Origin of the sequence: Streptomyces sp. NPDC053079 (assembly GCF_044546695.1) — a bacterium.
Lineage (GTDB): Bacteria > Actinomycetota > Actinomycetes > Streptomycetales > Streptomycetaceae > Streptomyces.
In genome coordinates this window covers 845,628-872,231 of the sequence record NZ_JBITZJ010000001.1, presented here as the reverse complement: position 1 = coordinate 872,231, position 26,604 = coordinate 845,628, and the positions used below count along the sequence as shown (strand labels likewise).

At 72.3% G+C, this 26,604-nt stretch carries 19 protein-coding genes; 9 read left to right on the top strand and 10 right to left on the bottom strand.

Annotated elements, in window-relative coordinates:
- Positions 1-103: 103 nt before the first annotated feature.
- Positions 104-1,654 (bottom strand): ABC transporter substrate-binding protein, encoded by a 1,551-nt coding sequence (locus tag ACIGXW_RS03335; RefSeq protein WP_399569283.1) that lies wholly within the window; start codon positions 1,652-1,654, stop codon positions 104-106.
- A gap of 424 nt (positions 1,655-2,078) precedes the next feature.
- Here ACIGXW_RS03335 and ACIGXW_RS03330 point away from each other — a divergent pair, with 424 nt between their 5' ends.
- The 7 genes from ACIGXW_RS03330 (at position 2,079) to ACIGXW_RS03300 (ending at position 9,610) form a co-directional block, all read left to right on the top strand.
- Complete coding sequence (locus tag ACIGXW_RS03330) at positions 2,079-3,170, top strand: TauD/TfdA family dioxygenase (protein WP_399569282.1); 1,092 nt, start codon at positions 2,079-2,081, stop codon at positions 3,168-3,170.
- The gene (locus tag ACIGXW_RS03325; protein WP_399569279.1) at positions 3,167-4,192 is read left to right on the top strand and encodes an ornithine cyclodeaminase family protein; all 1,026 of its coding nucleotides are present in this window, start codon (positions 3,167-3,169) and stop codon (positions 4,190-4,192) included. Before ACIGXW_RS03330 ends, ACIGXW_RS03325 begins: the two co-directional genes overlap by 4 nt.
- Positions 4,189-5,580 carry a Y4yA family PLP-dependent enzyme gene (locus tag ACIGXW_RS03320; RefSeq protein ID WP_399569276.1) on the top strand — a complete coding sequence of 464 codons (1,392 nt, stop codon included), beginning with the start codon at positions 4,189-4,191 and terminating at the stop codon, positions 5,578-5,580. The genes ACIGXW_RS03325 and ACIGXW_RS03320 overlap by 4 nt, the downstream gene beginning before the upstream one ends.
- A 44-nt stretch (positions 5,581-5,624) precedes the next feature.
- Positions 5,625-6,650, top strand: coding sequence for a cysteine synthase family protein (locus ACIGXW_RS03315; protein ID WP_071966263.1), 1,026 nt, complete (start codon positions 5,625-5,627; stop codon positions 6,648-6,650).
- Positions 6,650-8,053 (top strand): MATE family efflux transporter, encoded by a 1,404-nt coding sequence (locus ACIGXW_RS03310; protein ID WP_399569273.1) that lies wholly within the window; start codon positions 6,650-6,652, stop codon positions 8,051-8,053. The genes ACIGXW_RS03315 and ACIGXW_RS03310 overlap by 1 nt, the downstream gene beginning before the upstream one ends.
- Positions 8,054-8,131: 78 nt before the next feature.
- On the top strand, positions 8,132-9,064 hold the full coding sequence (locus ACIGXW_RS03305; RefSeq protein WP_399569271.1) for a hypothetical protein: 933 nt from the start codon (positions 8,132-8,134) through the stop codon (positions 9,062-9,064).
- Between the two features lie 54 nt (positions 9,065-9,118).
- Positions 9,119-9,610 carry a DUF6328 family protein gene (locus tag ACIGXW_RS03300; RefSeq protein ID WP_399569269.1) on the top strand — a complete coding sequence of 164 codons (492 nt, stop codon included), beginning with the start codon at positions 9,119-9,121 and terminating at the stop codon, positions 9,608-9,610.
- Between the two features lie 29 nt (positions 9,611-9,639).
- On the opposite strand, the gene ACIGXW_RS03295 is transcribed toward ACIGXW_RS03300, so the two are convergent.
- The 3 genes from ACIGXW_RS03295 to ACIGXW_RS03285 all read right to left on the bottom strand — a co-directional run bounded on the left by ACIGXW_RS03295 (position 9,640) and on the right by ACIGXW_RS03285 (position 12,408).
- Complete coding sequence (locus tag ACIGXW_RS03295; protein WP_399569266.1) at positions 9,640-10,074, bottom strand: hypothetical protein; 435 nt, start codon at positions 10,072-10,074, stop codon at positions 9,640-9,642.
- A gap of 297 nt (positions 10,075-10,371) precedes the next feature.
- A complete protein-coding gene (locus ACIGXW_RS03290) occupies positions 10,372-10,995 on the bottom strand; it encodes a PAS domain-containing protein (RefSeq protein WP_399570803.1) in 624 nt (207 codons plus the stop codon).
- Between the two features lie 378 nt (positions 10,996-11,373).
- Positions 11,374-12,408, bottom strand: coding sequence for a GDP-mannose 4,6-dehydratase (locus ACIGXW_RS03285; protein ID WP_399569264.1), 1,035 nt, complete (start codon positions 12,406-12,408; stop codon positions 11,374-11,376).
- 206 nt (positions 12,409-12,614) lie between these two features.
- Here ACIGXW_RS03285 and ACIGXW_RS03280 point away from each other — a divergent pair, with 206 nt between their 5' ends.
- Positions 12,615-14,357 (top strand): ABC transporter ATP-binding protein, encoded by a 1,743-nt coding sequence (locus tag ACIGXW_RS03280; protein WP_399569262.1) that lies wholly within the window; start codon positions 12,615-12,617, stop codon positions 14,355-14,357.
- The gene (locus ACIGXW_RS03275; RefSeq protein ID WP_399569258.1) at positions 14,354-16,243 is read left to right on the top strand and encodes an ABC transporter ATP-binding protein; all 1,890 of its coding nucleotides are present in this window, start codon (positions 14,354-14,356) and stop codon (positions 16,241-16,243) included. The genes ACIGXW_RS03280 and ACIGXW_RS03275 overlap by 4 nt, the downstream gene beginning before the upstream one ends.
- A 16-nt stretch (positions 16,244-16,259) precedes the next feature.
- On the opposite strand, the gene ACIGXW_RS03270 is transcribed toward ACIGXW_RS03275, so the two are convergent.
- The 6 genes from ACIGXW_RS03270 to ACIGXW_RS03245 form a co-directional block, all read right to left on the bottom strand.
- On the bottom strand, positions 16,260-18,818 hold the full coding sequence (locus tag ACIGXW_RS03270) for an ATP-binding protein (RefSeq protein WP_399569256.1): 2,559 nt from the start codon (positions 18,816-18,818) through the stop codon (positions 16,260-16,262).
- 174 nt (positions 18,819-18,992) lie between these two features.
- Entirely contained in the window at positions 18,993-21,497 is a 2,505-nt protein-coding gene (locus tag ACIGXW_RS03265; RefSeq protein ID WP_399569253.1) for an acyl-CoA reductase, read from the bottom strand.
- Complete coding sequence (locus ACIGXW_RS03260; RefSeq protein WP_071963732.1) at positions 21,497-22,654, bottom strand: acyl-protein synthase; 1,158 nt, start codon at positions 22,652-22,654, stop codon at positions 21,497-21,499. Before ACIGXW_RS03260 ends, ACIGXW_RS03265 begins: the two co-directional genes overlap by 1 nt.
- On the bottom strand, positions 22,651-23,793 hold the full coding sequence (locus tag ACIGXW_RS03255; RefSeq protein WP_399569250.1) for a GNAT family N-acetyltransferase: 1,143 nt from the start codon (positions 23,791-23,793) through the stop codon (positions 22,651-22,653). Before ACIGXW_RS03255 ends, ACIGXW_RS03260 begins: the two co-directional genes overlap by 4 nt.
- Positions 23,790-25,097: an MFS transporter gene (locus ACIGXW_RS03250; RefSeq protein ID WP_399569248.1), complete on the bottom strand. Its 1,308-nt coding sequence runs from the start codon at positions 25,095-25,097 to the stop codon at positions 23,790-23,792. The genes ACIGXW_RS03255 and ACIGXW_RS03250 overlap by 4 nt, the downstream gene beginning before the upstream one ends.
- On the bottom strand, positions 25,094-26,365 hold the full coding sequence (locus ACIGXW_RS03245; protein ID WP_399569246.1) for a phenylacetate--CoA ligase family protein: 1,272 nt from the start codon (positions 26,363-26,365) through the stop codon (positions 25,094-25,096). The genes ACIGXW_RS03250 and ACIGXW_RS03245 overlap by 4 nt, the downstream gene beginning before the upstream one ends.
- Positions 26,366-26,604 lie beyond the last annotated feature (239 nt).

Here is a 26,604-nt window from a genome sequence, read left to right as displayed (position 1 = left end):
AGCACCACGCCGGCGCGGGCGGCGGCCGTCGCGGCGCGGCGTGGGGCCGAGGCCGCCGCCCCCGTGGGGGTGGCGGCCTCGGCCCGCCGCGTGGCCGTCCCGCTCAACGCGACAGCCAGACGTTCTCGAGCTGGACCCGTCCGTAGCCGGGCAGCCTGGGCAGGTTGCGCACCGTGGGTGCGGCGAGGTCGATGCCGTCGGCCATGCCCCACAGCAGATAGCCGGACTTCTCGTGCTCGATCCGCTGGAGTTCGCGCAGGGCGGCGGTGCGGGCCTTGTCGTCGGCGGTGCCGACGACCTTGCGGTACGCGGCGTCGAACGCCGGCTCCGACCAGCCGGCTTCGTTCTGTCCGGCGCCGGTGGTCATGGTCTTGGAGGCGAAGAACACCACGGAGTCGTTGGTGCCCCAGTAGTTGGTGTAGAAGGTGCCCTTGAGCCAGGTCTTGTCGTAGAAGGCGCCGGACTCCTGTTTGACGACCTTGATCTTGACGTCGGCCTCGCGGGCCTGGGTGGCGAACAGGGTCGCGGACTCGGCCAGGCCCGGGACGTCCTCGGTGGTGATGAGCTCGTAGGTCCTGGAGAGGTCGAAGCCGGCCTCGGTGAGGAGCTTCCTGGCCTTGGCGAGGTCGCGGGTCCGCTGGGGGATGTCCTTGGCGTAGCCGGGGTCGCCGGTGCCGAGGATGTCGTTGGCGACGGTGCCGTAGCCGGAGAGCACCTGTTTGACCATGGCCTCCCGGTCGACGAGGAGCTTCATGGCCTCGCGGACCCTGGCGTCGGCGAACGGGCCGTCGGCGGTGCGCATGACGATGGGCATGGCCATGTCGTTGGGGCGGCGGACGAGCTGGATGTCCTTGCGGGAGGCGGCGGTACGGGCCGCGACGGCGCCCACGTTGGAGGCGAGGTCGATCTGGCCGCCCAGCAGGGCGTTTGCCATGGCCTGGGGGCTTTCGAACATGGTCACTTCGATGGCGTCGAGGTGGACCGGTCCGCCGTGCCACTTGTCGTTGCGTATCAGGCGGGCGTTGCCGCCCCGGTACCAGTCGAGCGTGAACGGGCCCGTGCCGGGGGCCTTGGCCACCTCCTTGTCGGGGGTGTCCTTCTTGAGGACGAACGTGGCCAGGCGGGTGAGCAGGGGCAGGGCGGCGTTGGGTTCGTCGGAGACCAGGACGACGGTGTCCCTGCCGTCGGCGGTGATGCTGTCGGCCTTGATGCCCGGCAACCGGCCCGCGCCGGCGGGGGTGTTGCGCAGTCTGCGCAGCGACCACGCCACGTCGTCGGCGGTGACCGGCGAACCGTCGTGGAAGGCGGCGCCCTTGGCGATCGTGAAGCGCCAGGTCCTGAGGTCGGCGGAGGACTTCCAGCCGGACGCGAGGCGGCCGACGGTGTTGTCCTTGAGGCCCGGTGCGGTGAGGGTGTCGTAGACGAGGGCGATGATCAAGTAGTCGCTCTCGTTGCCCTGCACCCCGTGTGGGTCACGGGTGGTGGCCGAAGTCCGGCCAAGAGCTCCGATGCGCAGGGTGCCGCCGTTCTTCGGCTTGCCGTCCGTGGCCGCCGGGGAGGTCGCCTTGTCGTTGCCGTTGCCGCAGGCGGCGAGCAGCGCGGCCGCGCCGATGCCGGCACCCGCCCGCATTGCCTGCCGCCTGGTCAGTTTCACGTCATTCCTTGTTCCACGTCGCAGTGGGGTCACTTAGGTTTGCCTACCCTGGTTTCGCTCACCTCCGCAAGCATCCGGACAGGATGTACGCATATCCGCGCAATACAAAACAGCATCACCCGGGCGGAGTTGGCGAATCGGAACTAAGGGACGACCGATCAGTAAGGTTTGCCTTACCTAATTTCGGTGGTACGTTATTGGCCAGCCGCCCATGTCGGCCGAGTCCCCTCTTGCACTGTCGGCTCAAGGCTCAACCATGCAGCCCCACGAGCCCCGTTGCCCTCTCGCCTTCTCCACTTCGCGCTTCGGGCCGTGCACGCTCCGGACGCTCATCTGACGCTCCATCAGCGACCGCACGCGGCCCGGGGATCGCACCACCCGCAAGACACCCGTTACGCCCCTCAACGAAACGGATGACTTCGCCATGTCCACGGGAGCCGCCCCCCTCCGCCAGCTCGACTCCGCCGCGGCCGGTGAACTGCGCCGGACCGCCGAAGAGGTCCTGACCGCCTCGGGAACCTCCGCCGCCTCGCCCGAAGTCCTCCGCCACGTGGCCCGCGCCGCCGCGGGCCTCAGCGAGGGCGTCCGCCACCACTGCCGTCCCGTCGACACCGCCGAGGGACTGTTCGTCCTGAGCGGACTGGAGATCGACGACGCCGCGATCGGCCCCACGCCGGCCGACTGGGCCACGGCGGGCGACAGCGCCGCGGTCCACGACGTCGCCCTCCTGCTGCTGGCCACCCTCATGGGCAACCCCATCGCCTGGGAGGGACAGCAGGACGGGCGGTTCGTCCACAACATCGTCCCGTCGCCCGGCCACGAGCAGGCCCAGACCGGAGCCAGCAGCACGGTGCTGCTCAGCCCGCACACCGAGGACGCCTTCCACCCGGGCCGCGCCCACGTGCTGATGCTCGGCTGCATGCGCAACCACGACAAGGTCGCCACCACGGCCGCCAGCATCCGCGAAGTGCGCCTGACGCGGGCCGACATCGCCGAACTCTCACGTCCCGCCCTGCCGATCCTCCCCGACGACGCCTACTTCCAGACCCACGGCCTCGTCTGGCAGCCCCAGCCCGTGCCCACCGTGTGGGCGGGCGAGGACGGCCTCACCCTGCGCTTCGACCCGGCCTACACCCCGCTGGAGGAGGCCTCCCCCGGCTACCGCGCGGCCTACGCCCGCCTGGAGCGCGAACTCACCCGCGTCTCCCGGGCGGTGACCCTCGCCCCGGGAGACGTGCTGGTCGTCGACAACGACCTGGTCGTGCACGGACGCGTCCCGTTCCGGGCCCGCTACGACGGCACCGACCGCTGGCTCAAGCGCGCCTCCGTGCGCATCCCCGGGCGCCGCACCCGCCCACCGGCCGAAACCGGGGAGCACGGCTACGGGCAGAAGGCCGTCGAGGCCTACTCCCCCTTCCCCACCGCCGTCCGCCCCGGCCCCGCCCGCCGCCGCCGCACCGAGCGTTCGGCGCACCTGACCACGGCGTCCCGCCTCTCCAGCGAGGAACTGATATGACCCACACCGCCCCGCCCCCCGCCGCCCTCCGCACACCCGCCGACGACACCGCCGTCCGCGCCCTGTCCACCAGCGACCTGGCAGGCATCGAGATATCCCTGGCCGATGTCGTCGAGACGGTCGAGAACGCCTACCGCACCCTCGCCGCGGGCCTGTCCGACAACCCCCGCAAACTGACCGTCAAACCGCGCGACGGCCACTCCGTCTCGTACGCCATGCTCGGCCGCGACGGCTCCCGCGACGTCGTCGCCATCAAGACCTCGTACAAGCACGGCCTGGACAAAGGGCGCGAGGAGCAGCACTACTACACCGCCCTCACCCTCTACGACGACGTCACCGGCCTGCCCGTGGCGATGATGGACTGCGGCCGCATCGGCTCCCTGCGCACCCCGGCCGTCTCCGCCCTGCTGGCCCGCGAGTGCGCCGCCCCCGGGGCCCGCAGCGCGCTGGTCATCGGCACCGGCACGCAAGGGCGGCTGGCGCTGCCGTTCCTGCTGACCACCCTGCCCGAACTGGACCGGCTGATGCTCTTCGGCACCCACCGGGAGGGAATCGCGGCCGTACGGGACCGGCTGCGGGCCCACTTCCCCGGCCGCGACGTGCAGGTCGTCACCGACGTGCGGGCCGCCGCCGCGGAGGCCGACGTCATCGTGGCCACCGCCGGCGCCCACACCCCCGCCGCCGTCGAGGCCGACGTGCTCAGGCCCGGCGCGCTGGCGATCCTCGTCGGCCACGGCCTCGCCCCCTCCACCCTCCACCGCGCCGACCGCGTCGTGGCCACCAGCGAGGCCCAGATGAACGTCACCGGCACCGACATGGCGGACGCCGACGGCCGGCTCCCCGCCGTCGACGCCGAGTTCCCGCCGGTCCTCGCCGGCACCGCGGCCGGCCGCACCGCCCCGCACGAGCGCGTCTTCGCCTACAACAGCGGCCTGGTCGTCACCGACATCGCCCTCGGCCACCGCTTCGCCCAGCTCGCCATCGAGCAGGGCCTGGGAACGCGGGTGCCGCTGTGGCAATGACCGGCGCTCCCCCGCCCACCCTCGCCGCTTCTCCCCCGCCCACCCTCCCGGCGTACTCCGACCCCCCGACGGACGCGGTGCTCGACAGCGGGCTGCTCCACGAGCTGGCCCACGCCTTCGGCGGCCCCTTCCACTTCCTGCTCCCGCAGCGCTTCGACGCCAACCTCGCCGCCTTCCGCGCGGCGCTGGCCGACGCCGGGGTGAACGGACAGATCTACTACGCGAAGAAGGCCAACAAGGCGGCCGTCTGGATCGAACGCTGCGCCGCCGGCGGGGCCGGGGCCGACGTCGCCAGTTCCGGCGAACTCCGCGAGGCCCTGGGCCACGGAGTGCGCGGCGAGGACATCGTGGTCACCGGCCCGGCCAAGCACGAGGAACTGCTGCGCGTAGCGGTCCTGCAGGGCGCCCTGATCGCGGTCGACTCCCTCGACGAACTCGACCGCCTCCTCGCCCTGGCCCGGACGAGCACGGTCCGCCCGGCCCGGCTGCTGCTGCGCCGGCTCCCCCCGGCGCAGCCGCACAGCCGCTTCGGCATGACCGCACCCGAGCTCGAAGCGGCGCTGGCGAGGTGCGTACGGGCGGGCGACGCCGTCCGGATGGAGGGATTCTGCTTCCATCTCTGCGGCTACGCCGTCCAGCCGCGCGCCGACCTCGCCGGACAGCTCGTCGACCTCTGCCTCAAGGCCCGCGCCGCGGGACTGCGGGCCGACCGGATCGGCATCGGCGGCGGTTTCGCCGTCGACTACGCGGCGGCCGGCGACTGGCACGCCTTCCTCGCGGCCCAGCACCCCGGGCACTACCACGCCCGCAAGACCTTCTCGGCCGCCGATTTCTACCCGTACCACTCACCGGTCGCCGGAGCCGGCGCACTGCGCGCCGTCCTGGTGGCCGTTCCCGCGGGCGGCCGGGACCGTCTCGGCGACCGGCTCCGGGAGACCGGGACCCTCCTGCTGCTGGAGCCCGGCCGCGCGCTGCTGGACCGGGCCGGCGCCTCCGTCTTCCGCGTCCGGGGCGTCAAGGACCGCGACGGCTACGCCATCCTCACCGTCGACGGGACGAGCCTGAGCGTGTCGGAGCAGTGGTTCAACAGCGAATACCTCCCCGACCCCGTGCTGGTCACCCCGGCCGGCCGCGCCCCGGGCCGGGGCGTCCACCCCGCGTGCGTAGGGGGTGCGTCCTGCCTGGAGACGGACCTGCTCACCTGGCGCAAGATCCCCTTCCCCGCCCGCCCGGCGCCGGGCGACCTGCTGGTCTACCCCAACACGGCGGGCTACCAGATGGACTCCAACGAGTCCCCGTTCCACGAACTGCCGCTGCCGCCCAAGGTCGTCGTCGAACCCCACGAAGGCCGGCCGCGCTGGCGCCTGGACCGCCACCCCGCCCGCTGACCCCTTCTCCCCACCGCTTCCCGCCTGTCACAGGAGCCCCTCCCATGTACGAGGCACTGACACGCCCCGCCGTGGTCTCCCGCATCTCCGACCTCATCGGCCGCACCCCGCTGTTCGAGCTGTGCCGCACCGGCAACGGCAGCCGCCTGCTTTTGAAGCTGGAGATGTACAACCCCACCGGCAGCGCGAAGATCCGCATGGCGCGCCAGATGGTCCTCGACGCCGAGGACCGCGGCGCGCTGCGCCCCGGCGGCCGCATCATCGAGTCCACCTCCGGCAACACCGGCCTCGGCCTGGCCGTCATCGCCGCCGAGCGCGGCTACGCCTTCACCGCCGTCGTCGACCACCACGCCTGCGCCGACAAGCTGCGCGTCATGCGGGCGCTGGGCACCGAACTCGTCCACGTCGCCGACGACGGCACCGGGGAGCTCGCCACCGCCGCCCGCGAGGAACTCGCCGAGGACATGGCCCGCGGCCGGGACAACACCTTCTTCACCGAGCAGCACAACAACCCCAGCAACGGCGTCGGCTACCACCTCCTCGCCCATGAACTCCACCAGGCCCTCGGCGGAGGCCTCGACGTCCTCATCGCCGCCGTCGGCACCGGCGGCGCGCTGTGCGGCACCGCACGGGAGCTGCGCAGGCTCGTCCCCGGTGTGCGGACCATCGGCGTCGAGCCCAAGGGGTCGATCGCCTTCGGCGGCCCCGCCCACGACTACTACCAGTCCGGCACCGGCACCCCCGAAGGCGCCACGATCGGCGCCCTGGTCGACTTCGACCTGATCGACGAGGGCGTGAAGGTCGGCGACGTCGAGGCGTTCGCCACCGCCCGCGCCGTCGCCCGTACGGGCCTGCTCATCGGCGGGTCCGCGGGCGGCGTCGTATACGAGGCGCTGACGCGCTTGCCGTCGCTGCCGCCCGCGACCACGATGGTCGCGCTCGTCAACGACGGCGGCGAGAAGTACCTGGACACCGTCTTCGACGACGACTGGATGACCGCCCGGAACTTGCTCGACCCCGCCGTGGAGCGCGAGGTCGACGAGACCCTCTCCAAGCTCCGCACGATCTGATGCCCATCCCGCAGCCGACCGTCCTCCTGCGCGACAGCCGCGCGCTGGCCGTCCTCGCCGTCCCCCTCGTCCTCACCCAGCTCGCCCAGGTGGCCCTGACCACCACCGACACGGTGATGATGGGCCTGCTGGGCACCCGGGACCTGGCGGCGGGCGGCCTGGCCATCGTCATCTTCAACCAGCTCCGCACCATGGGCGTCGGCCTCGTCACCTCCGTGGGCAACAGGATCGCGGCGGCCGCCGCCCGGGCCGAGCTCGCGGACCACGCCGCCTCGGAGGCCGACGAGGAGGTCCGCCGAATCGTCCGCGCGAGCATGGCGGTGGCCACGCTCGCCGGCCTGGCGGGGGCCGTCCTCATGCTCCTCATCGGCCAGAGCCTCACCCGGCTCGGCCAGGAGGCCGCCGTCGCCGCCCGCGCGCAGACGATGCTGCTGGCGCTGGCCCCCGGCCTGCTGCCGTGCCTGTGGTTCCAGGCCGTCCGCCAGTTCACCGTCGGCATGCGCCGCCCCCAGGCCCTGCTGCGGATCACCCTCGCCTCCGTCGCGGTCAACGCCGGCCTCGACTGGCTGCTGATCCACGGCACCTGGAGGCTGCCCGAGCTGGGCCTGCCCGGCATCGGCGTGGCCACCTCGGCGGTCTACCTCCTCTCCTTCCTCGCCCTGTACGCCTCGGCGAAGAGGGACCGGGTCCTCGCCCCGCTGCTCGGCCTCGACGTCCTCAAGGCCGAGCGCGCCACGATGCGCGAGCTGCTGCGCCTGGGCGTGCCCATCGCCGCCACCTACGGTTCGGAAGCCGGATTCTTCTTCGTCACGGCCCTGATGGCCGGCTCCTTCGGCAGTGCGGCCCTGGCCGCCCACACCGCCGTCAACCAGCTCGTCTACATCGTCTTCCAGGTCGCCGTCGGCCTCTCCCACGCGGCGTCCATCAACGTCAGCCGCGAGCTCGCCCTCGGCCGTATCGACGCCGCCCGGCGCATCAAGAACACGGCCCTGGCCTGCGCCGCCGTCGTCATGACCACCGTCGCCGCGGTGTACGTCACCCTGCCCGGCCTCGTGCTGCGCCCGTTCTTCGACGCCGGCAGCAGCGGCGACGGCCGGGCCGTGGACATCGCGACGCGGCTGCTGCTGGTCATCGCCGTGCTCCAGTTCTTCGACTGCGCCCAGAACATCGGCGTCGGCCTCCTGCGCGGCCTCGACGACACCCGGAGCGGCTTCCGCATCACCCTCGTCGGCTACTGGGCCGTCGGACTGCCCGCCGCCGGGCTCCTGGGCTATGGCGCGGGCCTCGACACCCTCGGCATCTGGCTGGGCCTGCTCACCGGCCTCGCCACCACCGCGATCCTGCTCCTGCGCCGCTACGGCGCCGGCCTGCGCGCCCACCCCGCCGGCCGGGTCGCCCTCTAGGCGGCTCAAATGGGCTCTGTGCCGCCCGCCCGCTCCCCCACATGATGAGACGTGCCTCGCCGCACGCAAGAGCCGCGAGTGCAGAACGTGCCGGGAGAGCTGGGAGAGCCGGGAGGTTCGATGATGCACCGCTCGATGTCCCGCCGTACCGCCCTGAGATCCGCCGTGGGAGGCGCCCTCGCCGCCGGGGGGCTCACCCTGGGCGGCACGGTGCCCGCGGCCGCCGCGGCGGCCGCGGGCGCCCCGACCACCGCGGCAGGCGGCGTCTTCCGCGATGTCCGCGACTTCCACGGCAGCTGGGAAGGGGTGTACGACGGGCGCAGGGCCAGGCTGACGATCGCCGTGGCGCAGGAGCCGCCCGCCATGCTCGCCACCGTCTACTTCACCTTCACCGACCTGGGCCGGGACGAGACGTACACCGGCAGCCGCCGGAACGTCCCCCCGGGCACCCGGGCCATCGCCGCGATCACGCTGGGCGGCCCCGCCCTCCTGTCCTGGCCCACCCTGCTCATCCACACCCGGGACACCGACATCCTGTCCGGCACCGCCGATCCGGGCGGGCGACGGCATCCGATGGTGTTCTACCGCTCCACCGCGGCCCCCTCCCCCGTGCCCAACCGGCCGTTCCGGGGCTTCGAGGACTGGTGCGGGCTCCCCGTGGGACAGGGCCGCTACCTCGGCAGCCTCGACGGGCGCGGCGCGCGGCTGGACGTCGACTGCTCGTATGCGGGCAGCGAGCGCCGGATGACGTTCCGGCTCGGCGACCTCGAGCGGCGGATCGAGTGGTACACCCGGCTGACCGAGTCCGACGTGCGGCGCTGGAGCTACGACCGGCAGCGCAACCCGCTGGCGGGGGTGTGGATGAAGCCGTACTGGGAGCGGCAGGAGCCGCTGTGGATCGACTCCCTGTACTGGCACGGCCACAACGCGGCCTATGTGACGGGCGAGAGCACCCGGCAGGGCGGCCCCTGCGGCATGTCCTTCATCCGCCGGACGCCCTTGCCCGGTTAGCCTCGGAGCCCGGTAGGCGCGTCCGTACCGGGCAGACGTGAAGGACGGGACGGTATGGCGTCGGGCAGGACACAGCGCGAAGGCCGGGACGAATCGCCCGAGGAGCGGGCCGACCGGCGCTGGAACGAGCTGCTGCAGGAGGTGCGGGTCGCCCAGACCGGCGTCCAGATCCTCTTCGGTTTCCTGCTGACCGTCGTGTTCACGCCGCAGTTCCCCATGCTGGGGTCGACGGACAAGGCGATCTATGTGGTCACCGTGCTCCTCGGCGCCGCCACCACCGGTGCCCTCGTGGGTCCCGTCTCCTTCCACCGGCTCGTCACCGGGCACCGGCTGAAGCCCCAGACCGTCACCTGGGCGTCGCGCCTGACGCTGCTGGGAGTGGTGCTGCTGCTGGCGACCGTGGCCTCGGCCCTCACCCTCATCCTGCGCATCGCCATGCGCAACGCGGCCGTGCCGTGGGTGGTGGGCGGGCTCGTCGCCTGGCTCGTGCTGTGCTGGTTCGGCCTGCCGCTGTGGGCCCGCCACCGTTACGCGACCAAGGGCTGACGGGCCCGCTGGTCCCCCGTCCGGTCGCCTCAGCCTCCGGCGGGGGCCTCGACCTCCTTGATGTCGGATATGAGCTTGCTGCTCGTGTCCGACTGGACGCTCAGGTGGATGTACGTGGGCTTCTTCTCGTCACCCCACGTGAGCCTCACCCGTGTCCAGGTGTGCCCGGCACCGCTGTTGTCGTACGTGACCCGCCAGGCCCGCGGGGCGTTCTGGGCCCAAAAGACCCCGTCGGCGTCGTTGCCGCGCTCCCAGGCCGCCAGGCGGTCGCGGAACTCCTCGGTGAGGAAGTGCGACCGCAGGGCGTCGGCCAGGACCGTGTCGGGCGTGCCGCTGCGGGCGTCGACGTAGGCGCCGTAGAAGGCGGCCACGCGGTCCGTCGCCGAGGACGGGCTCCCCTCGTGCACCGGAGGGACGGCCGCGTCCTGTTCTCCGGACGCGGTGGAGTTGGTACGGGTTCGCATGGGTAACCCCCATCGCCGTGTGCCGCGGACGGCACGGGCTTCGCTGCTTCACCGTGTACAGCGGGCAGGTTCCCGGAAGAGTTCCTTCCGAACCCCCCTGCCGCGGGGGATCTTCCGCAGGGCGGTGGACCGGCACCGCGGCGGGGTGTTCCGCGCGGCCGCCCCGCATCGGGTCCACGGGCCGTTCGTTTTCCCGGCCGACGATTCCGCTTGCCGATGGGTTCTTGAATTCCGATCGAGCCGGTGGGGCGGCACATAAAGTCTAGGTGTTTCCCTGGACTCCGACGCGGTCGATGACTACTTGATGAATTCTTCGACGACCTTCGGCGGCCACATGCCGACCTTGAGCACGCCCATGGAGTAGGCACGGGAGACCAGGGCGGCGCGATTGGGCACTTTCAGTTTCCGGAGCAGGCCGGTGACGTGGTATTCGACGCCCTGCCTGCTGAGGTAAAGGCGTGAGGCGAGGGGGATGGTGGAGATGCCGGCGGCTATGCCCTCGAGGATGCGGGCGTCGATCTCGGTGAGGATCTTCTTGCGGTTGGTGACGACGCCGGCCTCTTCGGCGGACGCGTGGGTCGGCGGCATCATGACGAGGATCGCGGCGTCGCCGGGGGTGCCGCCGCGCACCGAGACGGCCGTCAGGGTGCTGGAGAACGCCGAGTCCTCGCGGGACTCCTCCTGCCGCAGGGCGACCACGTGCGTGGCGAACCGCTGGCGCCTGCCCTCGACGAGGCCGGAGAACTGCCGCAGCAGCGGCTGCTGGACGCTGGGGTGCACCAGCTCCTGGAACCTGCGTCCGCAGACGTCCTCGGAGGTGGCTCCGAACTGGCGGAAGAACTCATGGTTCGCCTGCCGGATCGTCAGAGCGGGGTCCAGGTATGCCATACACATGCCCGGCTGCTCGAACTGCGGACGCATGCCGGCCTGGTCATCTGCAAGTACGGAAGTGGCCACGAGACTGCCAACCTTTCGGATCCCGCTAAACGTTCGGAACCGCGCGCTAGTAATGCGTCAAGAATTGCGATTTCCGGGCCTCGAACCGAATGGCCCGGTTTCTGACCAACTGATTGGAACAGTAGATAGTTCCGCGGAGGCGAGTCAACGACATCCCGACCCGACGCGGCTAAACCTGCGGTTTGCCCTTCCGGATGGTTCGGTTGACCGGCCTTGCGGTTTCGGTACTTCGGTTCGGTCGGGTTCGGACCAGTCGGAGGGGGCGGGAACACGCCAGTGGCCCGGCCGGGAAATCCCCGGCCGGGCCACTGGTACAGCTGTCTGCGTTGTCGAGGTGTCGTCCTACCAGCTGGCGGCGAGCAGCAGGTCGCCGTACTGGTGCTCACGGGACGCTTGCTCCAGGTCGGACTCCACCATCATGCGCATCAGTTGCGGGAAGTCGACGGTCGGTTCCCAGCCGAGTTCGGTCCGTACGCGACGGGTGTCGGCGCACAGGACCTCCACCTCGGCGGGTCGGACGAGGGCCGGGTCGATGACGACGTAGTCCGTCCAGTCCAGGTCCACGCACTCGAAGGCGTAGCGGACCGCGTCGCGCACGGAGTGCATCTGACCGGTGCCCACGACGTAGTCGGTCGGCTCGTCCTGCTGGAGCATGAGGTGCATGGCGCGTACGTAGTCGCCGGCGAAGCCCCAGTCGCGCACGGCGTCGAGGTTTCCGAGGTCCAGCCGCTTCTGGTAGCCGAGCTTGATGCGGGCGGCGGCCAGGGAGATCTTGCGGGTCACGAACTCGGCGCCGCGCCGGGGGGACTCGTGGTTGAAGAGCATCCCGGACACCGCGTACATACCGAAGGACTCGCGGTAGTTGCGGGTGATGTAGTGCCCGTAGGTCTTCGCGACGCCGTAGGGGCTGCGCGGGTGGAACAGGGTGGTCTCGCTCTGCGGGGTCTCGGCCGCCTTGCCGAACATCTCGGAGGAGGACGCCTGGTAGAAGCGGATCTGACCGGCGGTGCCCGCGTTCCGGGAGCCGTTGAGCCCGCTCACCATGCGGATGGCCTCGAGCATCCGCAGGACGCCCATGCCGTTGACCTCGGTGACCAGTTCGGACTGCTGCCATGACATGGGCACGAAGGAGATCGCGCCGAGGTTGTAGACCTCGTCGGGCTGTACCGTGTCCACGGCGGACACGAGGCTCGCCTGGTCCATGAGGTCACCGTCGACGAAGGACAGGTCGGAGACGAGGCGGCTGACGCGCGACTTCCTCGGATTCGCCTGCCCCCTGATCAGACCCCAGACCTGGTACCCCTGCGACAACAGGTGTTCGGCAAGATAAGAACCGTCCTGTCCGGTGATACCAGTGATCAGTGCGCGCTTGGACATCCCATCGCCTTCCCTTCCTCTACCACGGACCGACCGCCCTCCGCTGTCCGGCCGATATTGCGAACGCACGCTCGCAGTCGGCTCGGAACGATGTCAACAAAATCCTGATAGACTAGGGAATTTGCGGATTTCGTGGCCGGTTCCGGTCGGTGGCAGCCGGGGAACACTAGGGATTCCCCAGCCCGTTGTGCGCTGGACTCGTCAGCGTGCTGATCAGACTGCTGCGTGCCCGTCTACGGCCCTACGGCCGCGCCGTCGCTCTCCTTCTCGCCCTGCAACTGGTGCAGATCATGGGCGTGTTGGTGCTGCCGACCCTGGGCGCGGCGGTGATCGACAACGGCGTGCTCAAGGCCGACGCCGGCTACGTCCGCGGCGTCGGCGCCGTCATGCTCGCCGTGGCGCTCGCGCAGGTGGCCGCCGCGATCGGCGCGGCGCTGCTGGCGTCCCGTACGGCGATGGGCCTGGGGCGGGACCTGCGCTCCGCGGTCTTCCGCCGGGTCCTGGACTTCTCGGCCCGCGAGCTGGGCCGCTTCGGCACCCCGTCGCTGATCACCCGGACCGTCAACGACGTGCAGCAGGTGCAGACGCTGGTCCTGCAGGCGCTCGGCGTCGCGGTGGCGGCGCCGGTGCTGTGCGTGGGCAGCGTGGTGCTGGCGCTGTCCCAGGACGTGCCGCTGTCGCTGCTGCTGGTGGCCCTCGTCGTGGTGATCTCGGCCGTCTTCGGGGTCGGGCTGAGCCGGATGGGCCCCTGGTACGACCGGATGCAGTCGCGGGTGGACCGCGTCAACCAGCTGCTGCGCGAGCAGATCACCGGGGTCCGCGTGGTGCGGGCCTTCGTCCGGGAGGCGCACGAGCGCGAGCGGTTCGGCCGCACCAACGCCGAGCTCGCGGCCCTGTCCCTGCGCGTGGCCCGGCTCATGGCCCTGCTGTTCCCGGTGATGACGCTGGTGATGAACGCGTTCATCGTGTTCCTGCTCTGGTTCGGCGGCCACCGCGTCGACGACGGCAGCATGCGGCTGGGCGCCCTGACCGCGTTCCTCGGCTATCTGGGCCTGATCGTGATGTCGGTCGTCCTGCTGACGCTGGTGTTCGTGGCCGCGCCGCGCGCGAAGACCTCGGCGCAGCGCATCCAGGAGGTGCTCGGTACAGAGCCGTCCGTCGTGGCGCCGCGGGAGCCCGTCGGTGCCCCGGTCCCCGGCGCGGCCGGCCATCTGGACCTGCGGGCCGTGGAGTTCCGCTATCCCGGGGCGGAGGAGCCCGTGCTGTGCGACGTCGACCTGACGGCCCGGCCGGGCGAGACGGTCGCCATCCTGGGCAGCACCGGCAGCGGCAAGACGACGCTGCTGAACCTGGTCCTGCGGCAGTTCGACGCCACGGGCGGCACCGTGCTCGTCGACGGCGTCGACGTGCGTTCCCACGATCCCGGCGCGCTCTCCCGCGCGGTGGGCTTCGTACCGCAGAAGCCCCTGCTGTTCTCCGGCACCGTCGCGAGCAATCTGCGCTTCGGCGATCCGGACGCCACCGACGAGGAGCTGTGGCAGGCGCTGGAGACGGCCCAGGCCCGCGACTTCGTCGAGCGGATGCCCAAGGGCCTGGAGTCCGTCGTCGCCCAGGGCGGCACGAACCTCTCGGGCGGCCAGCGCCAGCGCCTGGCCATCGCGCGGACGCTGCTGCGCGGACCCGGCATCTACCTCTTCGACGACTGCTTCTCGGCGCTCGACTACACCACGGACGCCGCGCTGCGGGCCGCCCTCGCGCCCCGGGTCGCGGGGGCGACGGTCGTCGTGGTCGCCCAGCGGATCAGCACGGTCCGGGACGCCGACCGCATCGTGGTGCTCGAAGCGGGCCGCGTCGTCGCCGCGGGGACCCACGCGGAACTCATGCGCGACAGTCCCACCTACCGGGAGATCGCGCTCTCGCAGCTCACCGAAGAGGAGGCCGCGGCATGACATCCGCGCGACCGAAGCCCCGCGGCACCGTCCCCCGGCTGCTGGGGCTCCTGCGGCCCCACCGGGCGCTGGTGGCCCTGCTGCTGGCGCTGGGCATCGCCGGCGTCACCCTCGCCGCGTTCGGGCCGGTGCTCATGGGCAAGGCGACGGACCTGGTCTTCGCGGGTGTCGTCGGCAAGCGGCTGCCGGCCGGGACGTCCCCGCAGGAGGCGATCGGGCAATTGCGCGCGGACGGCCACGGCTCCCTCGCCAAGGTCTTCAGCACGGTCGACGTGCACCCCGGCCGCGGCATCGACTTCGCCGCCCTGGAGCGCGTCCTGCTGCTCCTGCTCGCCCTGTACCTGGCGGCCTCCCTGTTCACCCTCCTGCAGGGACGGCTGGCGACGCTCGTCATCAACAGGGTCGTCCTCGACCTGCGCGAGAAGGTGGCGGACAAGCTCACGCGGCTGCCGATCGGCTACTTCGACCGGAACCCGGCGGGCGAGCTGCTGAGCCGGGTCACGAACGACGTCGACAACCTCCAGCAGACCCTTCAGCAGGCCCTCTCCCAGCTGATCACCTCGGTGTTCTCCTTCCTGGCGCTGCTGGCCATGATGTTCGTGATCTCGCCGCTGCTGGCGCTGGTGATGCTGGCGAGTGTGCCGGTGTCGGTGGTGCTGGTGTCCGTGATCGCCAAGCGCGCCCAGCCGCGGTACGCCGAGCAGTGGGCCGCCACCGGCACGCTCAGCGGGCACGTCGAGGAGATGTACAGCGGGCACGCCCTGGTCAAGGGCTTCGGCCGGCGCGAGCTGGCGGAGCGCGCCTTCGACGAGCACAACGACGCCGTGTACCGGGCGGGCGCGAAGGCGCAGTTCGCCTCCGGCACGATCGAGCCGTCGATGATGTTCATCGGCAACCTCGGCTACATCGTGGTGTCCGTGGTCGGTGCGCTGCGCGTGGTGAGCGGCTCGCTGTCGATCGGCGACGTGCAGGCCTTCGTCATGTACGCCCGCCAGTTCAACCAGCCGATCGTCGAGGCGGGCACCGTCGCCGGCCAGCTGCAGTCGGCGATCGCCTCGGCCGACCGGGTGTTCGCGCTGCTCGACGCGGACGAGCAGGGGCCGGACCCGGACCGCCCGGAGCGGCCCGCGCGCATCGAGGGCCGGGTGGAGTTCGAGGGCGTGGGATTCCGCTACTCCCCCGGCACTCCGCTGATCGAGGACCTGTCGCTCACGGTGGAACCGGGGCGGACGGTGGCGATCGTCGGGCCGACCGGGGCGGGCAAGACCACCCTGGGCAATCTCCTCATGCGGTTCTACGAGCCCGGCGAGGGCCGCGTGCTGCTGGACGGCACCGACATCACCCGCATGCGGCGTGACGAACTGCGCGGGCACATCGGGCTCGTGCTCCAGGACAGCTGGCTGTTCGGCGGCACGATCGCCGAGAACATCGCCTACGGGTCCCCGCGGGCGACGCGGGAGGAGATCGTGGCCGCCGCCCGCGCCACCTGCGTCGACCGGTTCGTACGGACCCTGCCCGAGGGCTACGACACCGTGCTGGACGAGGAGTCGTCCGGGGTGAGCGCCGGCGAGAAGCAGCTGATCACGATCGCCAGGGCGTTCCTGGCGGGGCCGGCGATCCTGGTGCTGGACGAGGCGACGAGCTCCGTCGACACCCGTACCGAGCTGCTCATCCAGCGCGCCCTCACCTCCCTGCGCGCCGGCCGCACCAGCTTCGTCATCGCCCACCGGCTCTCCACCATCCGCGACGCCGACGTCATCGTGGTGATGGAGGCCGGCCGGATCGTCGAACGCGGCACGCACGACGAGCTGATCGGCGCCGGCGGGACCTACGCCCGGATGTACGCCTCGCGCACGCAGCCGGGGGCGTCGGCCGTTCCCCGCTGATCGCGGAACGGCCCGCTCACACCGGCCCGTCCGCGGCCGGGGACGGGGCGGCGGGCAGCGAGAGGACCATCGTCAGGCCGCCGCCGGGGGTCTCCTCGGGCACGAGCGTGCCGCCCATCGCCTCGGTCAGGCCGCGGGAGAGGGCAAGGCCCAGGCCCAGGCCGGTGGTGTTGTCGGTGTCGCCGAGCCGCTGGAACGGCGCGAAGGCCCGCTCGCGGTCGGCGGGCCGTATGCCGGGTCCCCGGTCGACGATCCGCAGCTCGACCCGGGCGGCCAGGGTGCTGGCGGCGACGGTGACCGGCCGGCCGGCCGGGGAGTGCCGGGTGGCGTTGGCCACCAGGTTGGCGACGACGCGCTCCAGCAGGGGCGGGTCGGCCAGGACGCACGGCACGGCCTCCACGTCCTGGACGCGGACGCCTGAGGCGGGGGTGTCCGGCAGGCTGTCCAGGGCCTGGGGCAGCACCTCGGCGAGCGCGGTGGGCTGCAGGTGCAGGGTCAGGGCGCCCGCCTGGATGCGGCTCATGTCGAGGAGGTTGTCGACCAGCCGGCTGAGCTTGATCATCGACTCCTCGGCGGTGGCCAGGAGCTCCTCCTTGTCCTCCGCGGAGAAGTCCACGTCCCGGCTGCGCAGCGAGCTGATGGCCGCCCAGCCGCCGGCGAGCGGGGTGCGCAGGTCGTGGCTGACGGCGGCGAGCAGCGCGGTGCGCATGCGGTCGGCGGCGCGGACGGGTTCGATCTCGGCGGCGGCCTCGGCGAGCCGGGCGCGCTCCACGGCGGCCGTCAGATGGGCGGCGAAGGCGGTCAGGACGCGGCGTTCGGTGGCGGGCAGGGCGCGGCCGTGCAGCACCAGCTCGTCGTCCTCGCCGATGGGCACCCGGGTGACGGCGGGCGCCGGCGCCCCGTCGGCCGCGGCGGGCCCGTGGACCGGCTCCCGCTCGCGGGGGCGCAGTTCGGCGGAGTCCATGCCGAAGGTCTGGCGGGTGCGCTCCAGCAGCACCGGAACGGCCTGCTCGCCGCGGAGGATGCCGCCGGCCAGCGAGGACAGGGTCTCGGCCTCGGCGGTGGCGTGCGCGGCGCTGCGGCCGAGCCGCAGCGAACGGTCGACGACGGCCGCGACGGTGACGGCGACGAGGGCGAAGACCAGGAGCGCGAGGACGTTGTTGGCCTCGGCGATGGTGAAGCGTCCCGCGGGCGGGATGAAGTAGTAGTTGAGCAGCAGCGAGGCGGTGACGGAGGCCAGCAGCGCGGAGACCACGCCGCCGATGCAGGCCACGCCGACGACGGCCGCGAGGAAGAGCAGCGCCTCACTGGTGAGGTTGAGGCTGAGGGCGTCGGCGACCGCTTGCCGGCGCAGCAGCAGGGTGAGCAGGACGGGCAGGAGGAGTCCGGCCACGGGCCCGCCGAGCCGCCGGGCCGGCGACAGTCCGCTGCCCGGCAGGGGCCGGCTCCGGCCGCGGCCCGCCCGCTCGTGGGTGACCATGTGGACGTCGATGTCGCCGGAGTGCCCGACGACGGTCTCACCCACGCCGCGCGCGTCGGCCAGGCGCCGGAGCCGGCCGCGGCGGCTGACGCCGACGACGAGCTGGGTGGCGTTCTCGGCGCGGGCGAACGCGAGGAGGGCGGCGGGCACGTGCTCGCCGACGACGGTGTGGTAGCTGCCGCCCATGCTCTCCACGAGCCGGCGCTGCCCGGCGAGCGCGGCGGGCGAGGCCCCGGCGAGCCCGTCGCTGCGGGCGACGTGCACGGCGAGCAGGTCACCGCCGGAGGAGCGGGCGGCGATGCGGGCGGCGCGGCGGATGAGGGTCTCGCCCTCGGGGCCGCCGGTCAGGGCGACGACGACGCGTTCGCGGGTCTCCCAGACGCCGCCTATGCCGTGCTCGGCGCGGTAGCGCTGCAGGGTCTCGTCGACGCGTTCGGCCACCCACAGCAGGGCGAGTTCGCGCAGGGCGGTGAGGTTGCCGACGCGGAAGTAGTGCGAGAGCGCCGCGTCGATCTTCTCGGGCGCGAAGATGTTGCCGTGGGCCATGCGGCGGCGCAGCGCCTCGGGGGCCATGTCGACGAGTTCGATCTGGTGGGCGCGGCGGACGACCTCGTCGGGCACGGTCTCGCGCTGCGGCACACCGGTGATCTTCTCGACGACGTCGTTGAGGGACTCCAGGTGCTGGATGTTGACGGTGGTGATGACGTCGATGCCGGCGGCGAGGAGTTCCTCGACGTCCTGCCAGCGCTTGGGGTGGGCGGCACCGGGGGCGTTGGTGTGGGCCAGCTCGTCGATGAGGGCCACTTCGGGGCGGCGTGCCCGTACGGCGTCGAGGTCGAGCTCGGCGCTGTCGCCGGCGGGGTGCGCCCGGCGGGCGCGGGGCACGACCTCCAGGCCGTCGAGCATCTCCTCGGTGTGCGGGCGGTGGTGGCACTCGGCGAGGGCCACGACGACGTCGGTGCCGCGCAGGGCGCGCCGCCATCCCTCGTCCAGCATGCGGTAGGTCTTGCCGACTCCGGGGGCCGCGCCGAGGTAGACCTTCAGTCTGCCGGGACGGGTGCCCGGCGTGTCAGGCGGATCGCCGGCCTGGGCCATGGGTGTTCCTTATGTCAGGGGCGGCGTCGCGCCGCCCGGCGGTGTGAGGGGTTCCCTGACCCATCGTCACCGCGTGACGGCCCGTTGACCGCCGGGCGGGGCCCGACGTTGACGCGTTCCTGACTTCGGGACGGCAGGTGGGGCGGGGATGCCGCCCCACCTGCGTCAACGGCCTCAGCCGTGCCGGGTGTCCACGACCGCCCGCAGCTTGCCGCTGGTGGCCGTGCGGTCGAACGCGGCGCCGTCCACGGCCTCCACGTCGAGGTCCAGCAGCCGGTCCCCGACGGCCGAGCGCAGCTCCTCGTAGCCCGCGAGGAAGGCCGTCCGCAGCTCCTGCGGCTGTGCGGTGCCGGTGCGCTCGACGCGGACGGTGAGCCGTTCGCGGCGGTCGGTGCGGGTGAGCACCACCTGGAGCTCGCCGCTGTAGCCGCGGTCCTGCTCGGCGATGGCCACGAAGCGCCGGTAATTGAGGAAGTACGACGCCACGCGCATCACGTCGCCGCCCCGGCCGAGCAGCTCGAAGCGCGGCGACTTGTTGCCGCAGGGGCAGGGGCCGGGCAGGGCGCGGCCGAGGTCGCCGATGACGTACCGGCCCAGGTTCTGGCCGCGCCGGGCGTGGGTGGAGAACACCAGGCGGCCTATCTCGCCGGGCGCGACCGGCCGGTCGGCGTCGGTGTGCAGGATCTCCATGGTGTGCAGGTCGGCGTGCAGGTGGTGGACGCCGCCGGTGGACTCGGTGCACTGGTAGCCGAGGGGGCCGAGGTCGGTGCTTCCGTAGGTGATGGAGCGGACCGTCTCGATGCCGAAGTCCTCGGTCAGGACGCGGCGCTGCTCGGCGGTGAAGTGCTCCCCGCCGTAGAAGATCTTGCGGACGCCGCCGTACGAGCGCAGCAGGTCCGCCTGGTCGTGGAGGAGCTGCCACAGGTAGGAGGGCATGCCGAAGAGGGTGTCCACCTCATGGGTGACGAGCATCTCGGCGGTGACCCGGTGGTCGGGGCCGGCCGCCATCGGCATCTGGGTGCCGCCCAGCCGCTCCAGGATGGAGAAGAAGCTGATGAAGCCGCCGTACATGCCGCCGCAGAAGAAGAGGTTGGCGGTGCGGTCGCGCGCCGGGTCGTAGCCGGCGGCGAGCAGGCCGCGGGCGGCGGCGCGCATCTGGGTGTCGTAGTCGTCGTAGGTGAACAGGGACAGGGCGGGCTTGCCGGTGCTGCCGCCGCTGCGGAAGTACAGCTCCGCGTCGCGCGGGTCGACGCCTTCGTTGAGCTTCTGGACGGCGGCCTTGTCGAGCAGCGGCCCGGTGGGGGGCGGGAAGGCGGCCGGCCGGGTCAGGTCGTCGAGGCAGGCGGTGGTGGCGAAGCGCTCGTCGGTCTGGACGGCGACGCGGCGGCTGTAGCGCTGCAGGGCGTAGACGCCGTCGTGCGGCTCGCCGGAGTAGCCGCCCAGCATCCGGCCGAGCGGCGTGACGCGGGTGGCGCCGGAGGCCAGGGCGAGGCGGGAGAGCTCGGCGATGTCGGTGCGGCTGCCGGCGATGCCGGCGGTCTGCAGGTAGCGGCGCATGGGGCGCAGGGTGGCGAGGAGCCTCTTGCGGGGCAGCGGCTTGACCCACACGCTGCGGTGCAGCGGGGAGGCGGTCAGGGCGGGCCGGGTGTCGGCCATGACGCGCCAGGAGCCGTCGGGGGCGGCGATGACGCGGGTCAGGCCCAGGTGCTCCTCGAGGCGGGCGATGAGCTCGGTGGTGCTGAGCTCGGCCTCCTCGGCGGGGCTCAGCGCGTCCTCGCGGGCGGCGGGCACGGCGCCGAGGACGGCGGCGAAGCGCTCCGCGAAGGCGAAGACCTCCGCGTGGTCCTCGGTGTCGAGGTAGACGACCTGGGGGCTGGAGCACGCCTGCTGTTCGTGCAGGCAGACGTCGGCGGCCAGGGCGGTCAGGGCGGCCTCGTCCTGCCAGGCGTCGCGGGTCAGGTAGGCGAAGGAGATCTTGTGGCCCCACTCCACCAGGCGGCAGCCCGGCGGCACATGGGCGGCCACGCCCTCGACGGCCGCCTCGCCGCCCCACACAGCGACGGCGTCGGCGGGGGCGCACATCAGGCCCAGCCAGTCCTGCCGGGAGGAGGGGAAGCGCAGCACGATGACGCGCTCGGCGATGGCTCCCGTGGGGTCCAGGGCGGCGAGTTCGGCGAGCAGGCTCTGTGCGAGGAGGGTGTCGGAGCTGCTGGTCTTCAGGACGTTGACGTTCCCGGCCAGCAGGCCCTCGACGAGGCTCAGCGGCGCGACGGTGGCGGCGTTGCCCGGGGCGATGTGGGCGACCAGGCCGACCGGTGCCCACGCCTCGTAGACGCTCTCCTTGGCGTCGGGCCGGGTGAGCCGCTGGGGGGCGGTGCCGCCGAGCTCCCGGCGGAGCTTGCGGGTCAGTTCCGGCCGGCTGAGGAAGGCGGCCAGTTCGGTGAGGACGGCGCCGTCGTCACCCTCGGGGAGGTGCTCGGCGAGGCGGGCCCGGGTGGGGTGCGAGGGGTCGAGCAGGGCGGCCGCGAGCCCTTCGCAGGCGGCCAGGACGGTCTCGGTGTCCAGGGGCTCGGCCAGCGCGGCCTCGACGGTGGCGGGCAGGGCCGCCAGGCGGCGGCCCGCCTCCTCGTCGTCGACGAACGCGCCCTGCCAGTAGTGGTGCTGCACGCTCTCGGTCATCACGACATGCCCTTCATCAGTTCGGCGGCGGCCACCGCGCAGCTCTTGTTGCGGCTCACTCCGGCGCGGCCGTGGAGGGTGAACCAGGGGGTGTCCAGCTCGCAGGGGCATTCCTCGCCGGGGTGCAGCGTGGCGAGGTCGCCCATGACGACGCTCTGCGCCGGTACGGAGGTGATGTAGGGCGAGACCAGGTGCAGGTAGCCCGTCTCGCCGTACGGCAGCGCTTCGAGGGTGCGGGTGGAGCGGATGAACACCCGGGAGTAGACGGGTGCGTGCAGGCGGTGGTGGGCGCACTCGATGTAGGGGACGCAGTGCTCGACCGAGCCGAAGGTGTCACGGATCCGCTCGGAGGGGACGCCGAGCTGTTCGGTGATGCGGCCGTAGAGCTCGTCCTTGCCGATCTGCTTGTCGGCGTTGCCCTTCCAGCCGCCGCCGAAGAGGATCAGGGAGCCCTCGGGGAGGGTCAGGGGCGGCAGCCCCATGGCGCGCATCCGCTCCAGGGCGAACCAGATGAACGCGGGGAAGCCCAGGATGCGTACGGGCGCGTCGTCCTCGGCGTAGCGGCGCAGGGCGGCGATGGTCCCGAAGGGGTCGAACTCGTGGCCGCCTCCGGTGTGGCGCAGCGCGTACTCGACGTTGCGCGCCGGGGCGAAGTCGCAGAGGTAGTTGTCGGTGAAGGAGGTGCCCAGCTTCAGGCCGGAGGCCGGCTGGTAGCTGGAGAGCAGGTAGTTGACCTGCTGGTCGGGGGTGATCCAGCCGTTGCGCTCGAAGATGCGGGCGACCATGCGCTGGGCGGAGCGGATGGTCCATTCGTCGAAGAACATCTGCGACTTCTGGCCGGTGGTGCCGGAGGAGGTCAGGTGCAGGTGGACGTCGTCGCGCGGGATGGAGAGCACTTCGTGGCGCTTGAAGAAGTTCGCGTGCACCAGGGGGGCGCGGAACGCCCCGGTCTCCTCGGCGGACTCGTGCAGGCTGCGGAAGAACGGGGAGCGTTCGCTGTGCCAGGCGTTGGTCTCGGCCATGGCCGCGGCGAACAGTTCGTCCTCGGCGGGGCCGAAGGCGTAGGGGTCGGTCAGGTCGCACAGTTCCTGGACCCGGGGCAGCAGCCGGGGGTCGGGGACGTCGACGGGAGCGAGGTGGGGGTTGGTCGGATTCATGAGGCAACCTCGAGTGTGGGCAGGTAGGTCGACGCCCAGGCCGACACGTAGGCGTCCAGGTAGGGCTGGAGCGGCTCGTCGACGACCACGCCGCGGAAGTCGATCTGCTCGGCGGTGCGGGACATCACGACGTAGTCGTGGAAGCCCTCGCCGTCGGCCTCCGGGCGCATCGCCGGGTAGAGGGCGCTGGGGATGAAGCCCTGGGCGAGGAAGGCGGAGAGCATTCCGTGCTCGGAGAGCGGCAGCAGCGCCTCGACGTAGCCGGCGCCGGCCCTGGTGAGGGTCCGGGTGATCGCCTCCAGGCAGTCGGCGGCGACGGCGGGGGTGGGGTGGGCGGCGACCAGGGCGCAGTAGCGTCCGGTGCGGTTGAGGTAGGCGTACACCTCGAAGCGGTCGTCGTCGGGCACCAGGAGGGTGTTGGGGGTGTGCAGCGGGTAGAACCAGCGGTCGGCGTCGGGGAAGCGGTCGTGGAAGCGGCGGCGTACGAAGCCGGGCGCCTCGATCATCTCCAGCCGTGCGGTGGTCGTGTTCCTGGGCGTGGGCCGGGGCGGGGTGACGGCGGTGGCCGTGTAGTCGATGCCCAGGTTGCGCTCGACGGTGCGCAGGAGCGGCGCGAGCGGGGCGGGCACCTCGGGGACGGGGACGCGGCGGCTGAGGACCCCGGCGGAGTGACGCGCGTAGAGTGCGAGGCTCTCCCGGCTGTTGAGGGCCACGGCGTTGGGCAGGACGCCCAGCGGACGGAAGCCGTTGCGGGAGACCACGCGCTGCGGTCCGGCGCTGACGGTGCGGACGGTGGCGTACACCGAGTCCAGCCGCCCGGTGTCCAGCATCCGTGCGCACAGCTCTTCGGTCAGCGCCCCGGCGAGTCCGCCCGCCCGGTGGTCCGGGTGGACGGCGAGGCCCTCGAGCTTGCCCGTGCGGCTGCCGGCCTCGCTGCGAATGGCCGCCGATCCGGCCAGGTGGCCGGTGCGCGGGCAGCGGGCGACGAGCCAGAGGGAGTGCGGGTCCGCGATGAGGCGGGACATCTCGGCGGGGTCGGTGCCCAGCGCGACGGGGTAGTGCGGGCCGTAGACGGCGTAGTAGAGCTGACGCAGGTCGGCGATGTCGGCGGGGGTAGCCCGGTCGATGGTGGCGGTCATCGCTCTCCTCCGGCGGCCACGAGCGGGGACGGTTCGGCTGCGGCGGCGGGCGCGGGGGCGTCCGGCGCGGGCTCGCGCAGCAGCGCCAGCGCGCAGGCGGCGGGCACCAGGCCGGCGGCCTGGATCAGGCACAGGGTCTGCGCGGAGAGGTGGTCGCCGAGCAGGCCGAAGAGCAGGGACGCGAGCGGGAAGGTGGCGCCGAGCACGGCCTGCATGACGGCGAAGAAGCCCGGCTTGTCGGCCGTGGGCACGAGCCGCTGGAACAGCGCCACGAAGCGGACCCCGATGACGCCGACGCACCAGCCGGCCACGACCAGGCAGCCCGCGATGACGAACCGTCCGGTGAAGAGCCCGGCGACGGCGAACGCCGCGGACATGGCACCGAGCAGGCAGGCGCCGAGGGCGGTGGGGCGGCCGGGGACGCGGGCGCCGGTGAAGGAGCCGATCAGGGTGCCGACGCCCAGCGACGCCTCCAGCAGGGCGACGGTGGAACCGCCGTCGTGCAGCACCGACTTGGTGTAGAGCGGGATGACGACGAAGACGGCGGTGGTGAAGAGGTTGGCCGCGGTGAAGCAGAGCAGGATGCGCCGGACGTACGGCAGGTCGGCGAGGATGCCGCGCAGCGTGCGTCGCTCTTCGTCGGCGGCGCCCTCCGCCCCCTCGCCCGCTTCGGCGGACGGCGTGGCGGTGGTCCGGAACCTGACGGTGGTGATGAGCACCGCGGCCGTCAGATAGGCGGCGGCGCAGCCGACGGCCAGGCCCGCCACTCCGGCGGCGTCGACGATCAGGGCGCCCAGCAGCGCCCCGCCGAGGCTGGCGAGCGACTGGGTGGACAGCTCGAAGCCGGTGGCGGCCTCGATGTCCTCGTCGTCTACGAGCTCGGGTACGGAGGTGGTCAGGCAGGGGTCGAAGAAGGCCTGTCCGGCGGCGAGGACCAGGGTGGCGGCGTAGGCGGCGGCGAGCGGCAGGTCGCTCGCGTACGCCCATGCGGCCAGGGCCGCGGCGGCCGTGCCCGCGCCGGCGGCGGCCGCGCGCAGCACCGAGCGGTGCGCGAAGCGGGCGACGGTCCGGGCGACGACGGGGGCCAGGGCGACGGCGGGCAGGGTGCTGACCGCCATGAACAGGCCCGAGGCCAGTCCGCGTCCGCCGCTGACGGCGTAGGCGATCAGCCACCAGGACACGCCGACCTGGAACATGCGGACCGCGGCCTGGGTGAGGACCTGGCCGAGCCATACGGTGCCGAAGGCACGGTTGCGCAGGACGAGGGGCAGTCGGCGCCCCGCGTCCACCGGGGTGGCGGTCATGCGGTCGGCCTCTCGTCGATGACGCGTATCAGCTTGCCCGAGCGGGAGTTGACGACCAGGTCGCTGTGGCGGACCCACTCCACGGTCAGGGGGTGGACGTATCCGGCGCGGACGCTGTCGGGGTACAGGGGCCGGGCGGTGCCGAGCTCCGTGACGACCGCCTTGGCGAGCACCTCGAGGGTGGCCGGGTCGTCGTCGCCGGGGGCGGTGGCCAGGCGCAGGACGAGTCCGTCGCGGCCGTCCCAGCGGCGTACGACGAGCTGGGTGCCCATGACGCGGCCGTCGGTGTCCGCCTCGGTGACGGCGGCGAGGGCGTCCTGGGAGTACAGCGACACGGGGCCGACGCGCACGCCCTCCTCGGCCCGGCCGAGGATGCGGAAGTGCCCGGCTTCGGGGTCGGTCCACTCGGCGCGGTCGCCCGCGGGGTAGCGGATGACGGGCATGAGGCGGCGGTAGAGCTGGGTCACCAGGACGCGCCCGGGCCGCCCGGCCTCGTGGATGGGCTCGCCGGTCGTCTCGTCGACGATCTCGACGACGGTGTGCGGGGTGAAGGCACGGTGCACCCGCGGGTCGGCGCCCGGTACGGGGGCGCCGAGCAGCCCGGCGTCGACGCTGGCGTAACCCAGGGAGCGCGGCTCGGCGTTGGGGAAGGCGGCGGCGAGCAGGCGCCGCTGGTCGTCGAAGAGCGCTTCGCCGCCGAAGAACAGCAGCTCCACGGCGGGGAGCTGACGGCCCGTGGCCACCAGGTGCTCGGCGAGCCGGCACAGGGTGGTGGGGGTGCCCGCGACCACCTGGGCGGCGAAGTCCTCGAGCGTGGGGACCGTCGTCTCCAGCGGCGCGGCGCCGCCGATGGGCAGCCGTACGTTGTCGACGGGGGCGTGGGCGAGGGAGTCGAGGATGAAGAGGAAGCTGGCGTAGAGCTCACCGGCGTAGAACAGGTCCGCCACCCGGTGGCCGGGGCGCAGCCCCGCGTCGACGAGGCCCTGGCCGAAGGCGGTGACGAACTCCCGCCATTCCTCGCGGGTGTAGCAGGAGAACTTCGGCGCTCCGGTGGTGCCGCCGGTCTTGTAGACGACCGCCTCACCGAGCGGGGCCGTCAGGACCCGGTTGTCGTGGAGCGTGTTCGCCTGCCAGAAGGCGCTCTGGTCGACGACGGGGAGGTCGCCGAGGCGATCGGTGCCGGGCGGCAGATCGGCGTAGAGAGCGGAGTAAAAGGGAGAGTTATGACGGGCATAACGAATGAGGTCCGATAGCGGATGAACGGACATGCGGCCTTTGCCTAGGTGATACGGGACAGAGCTGAGGACTTTGCGGCACGGCGATGCGTGGCGGGGAAGGGGGTTCGCCCGCCACGTGCCTGTGCTGGGTGTTCCGCGGGATGCCTACAGCGCACTCCCGACGTCGCTCCGGCGTCGCGTCCGACGCTCGTTCACGAGGGAACGCCGCAAAAGATATCGCAAAATCCCCGGTTCTCTGAACACATGTCAGGCGAAGGTGGCCAAAAACC

What these genes read in the sequence shown, in the direction of transcription:
- ACIGXW_RS03270 (WP_399569256.1), bottom strand. Translation starts at nt 18,818, where the DNA reads ATGGCCCAGGCCGGCGATCCGCCTGACACGCCGGGCACCCGTCCCGGC.
- ACIGXW_RS03290 (WP_399570803.1), bottom strand. Translation starts at nt 10,995, where the DNA reads ATGCGTCCGCAGTTCGAGCAGCCGGGCATGTGTATGGCATACCTGGAC.
- ACIGXW_RS03255 (WP_399569250.1), bottom strand. Translation starts at nt 23,793, where the DNA reads ATGACCGCCACCATCGACCGGGCTACCCCCGCCGACATCGCCGACCTG.
- ACIGXW_RS03295 (WP_399569266.1), bottom strand. Translation starts at nt 10,074, where the DNA reads ATGCGAACCCGTACCAACTCCACCGCGTCCGGAGAACAGGACGCGGCC.
- ACIGXW_RS03265 (WP_399569253.1), bottom strand. Translation starts at nt 21,497, where the DNA reads ATGACCGAGAGCGTGCAGCACCACTACTGGCAGGGCGCGTTCGTCGAC.
- ACIGXW_RS03310 (WP_399569273.1), top strand. Translation starts at nt 6,650, where the DNA reads ATGCCCATCCCGCAGCCGACCGTCCTCCTGCGCGACAGCCGCGCGCTG.
- ACIGXW_RS03320 (WP_399569276.1), top strand. Translation starts at nt 4,189, where the DNA reads ATGACCGGCGCTCCCCCGCCCACCCTCGCCGCTTCTCCCCCGCCCACC.
- ACIGXW_RS03250 (WP_399569248.1), bottom strand. Translation starts at nt 25,097, where the DNA reads ATGACCGCCACCCCGGTGGACGCGGGGCGCCGACTGCCCCTCGTCCTG.
- ACIGXW_RS03300 (WP_399569269.1), top strand. Translation starts at nt 9,119, where the DNA reads ATGGCGTCGGGCAGGACACAGCGCGAAGGCCGGGACGAATCGCCCGAG.
- ACIGXW_RS03325 (WP_399569279.1), top strand. Translation starts at nt 3,167, where the DNA reads ATGACCCACACCGCCCCGCCCCCCGCCGCCCTCCGCACACCCGCCGAC.
- ACIGXW_RS03275 (WP_399569258.1), top strand. Translation starts at nt 14,354, where the DNA reads ATGACATCCGCGCGACCGAAGCCCCGCGGCACCGTCCCCCGGCTGCTG.
- ACIGXW_RS03260 (WP_071963732.1), bottom strand. Translation starts at nt 22,654, where the DNA reads ATGAATCCGACCAACCCCCACCTCGCTCCCGTCGACGTCCCCGACCCC.
- ACIGXW_RS03330 (WP_399569282.1), top strand. Translation starts at nt 2,079, where the DNA reads ATGTCCACGGGAGCCGCCCCCCTCCGCCAGCTCGACTCCGCCGCGGCC.
- ACIGXW_RS03315 (WP_071966263.1), top strand. Translation starts at nt 5,625, where the DNA reads ATGTACGAGGCACTGACACGCCCCGCCGTGGTCTCCCGCATCTCCGAC.
- ACIGXW_RS03245 (WP_399569246.1), bottom strand. Translation starts at nt 26,365, where the DNA reads ATGTCCGTTCATCCGCTATCGGACCTCATTCGTTATGCCCGTCATAAC.
- ACIGXW_RS03285 (WP_399569264.1), bottom strand. Translation starts at nt 12,408, where the DNA reads ATGTCCAAGCGCGCACTGATCACTGGTATCACCGGACAGGACGGTTCT.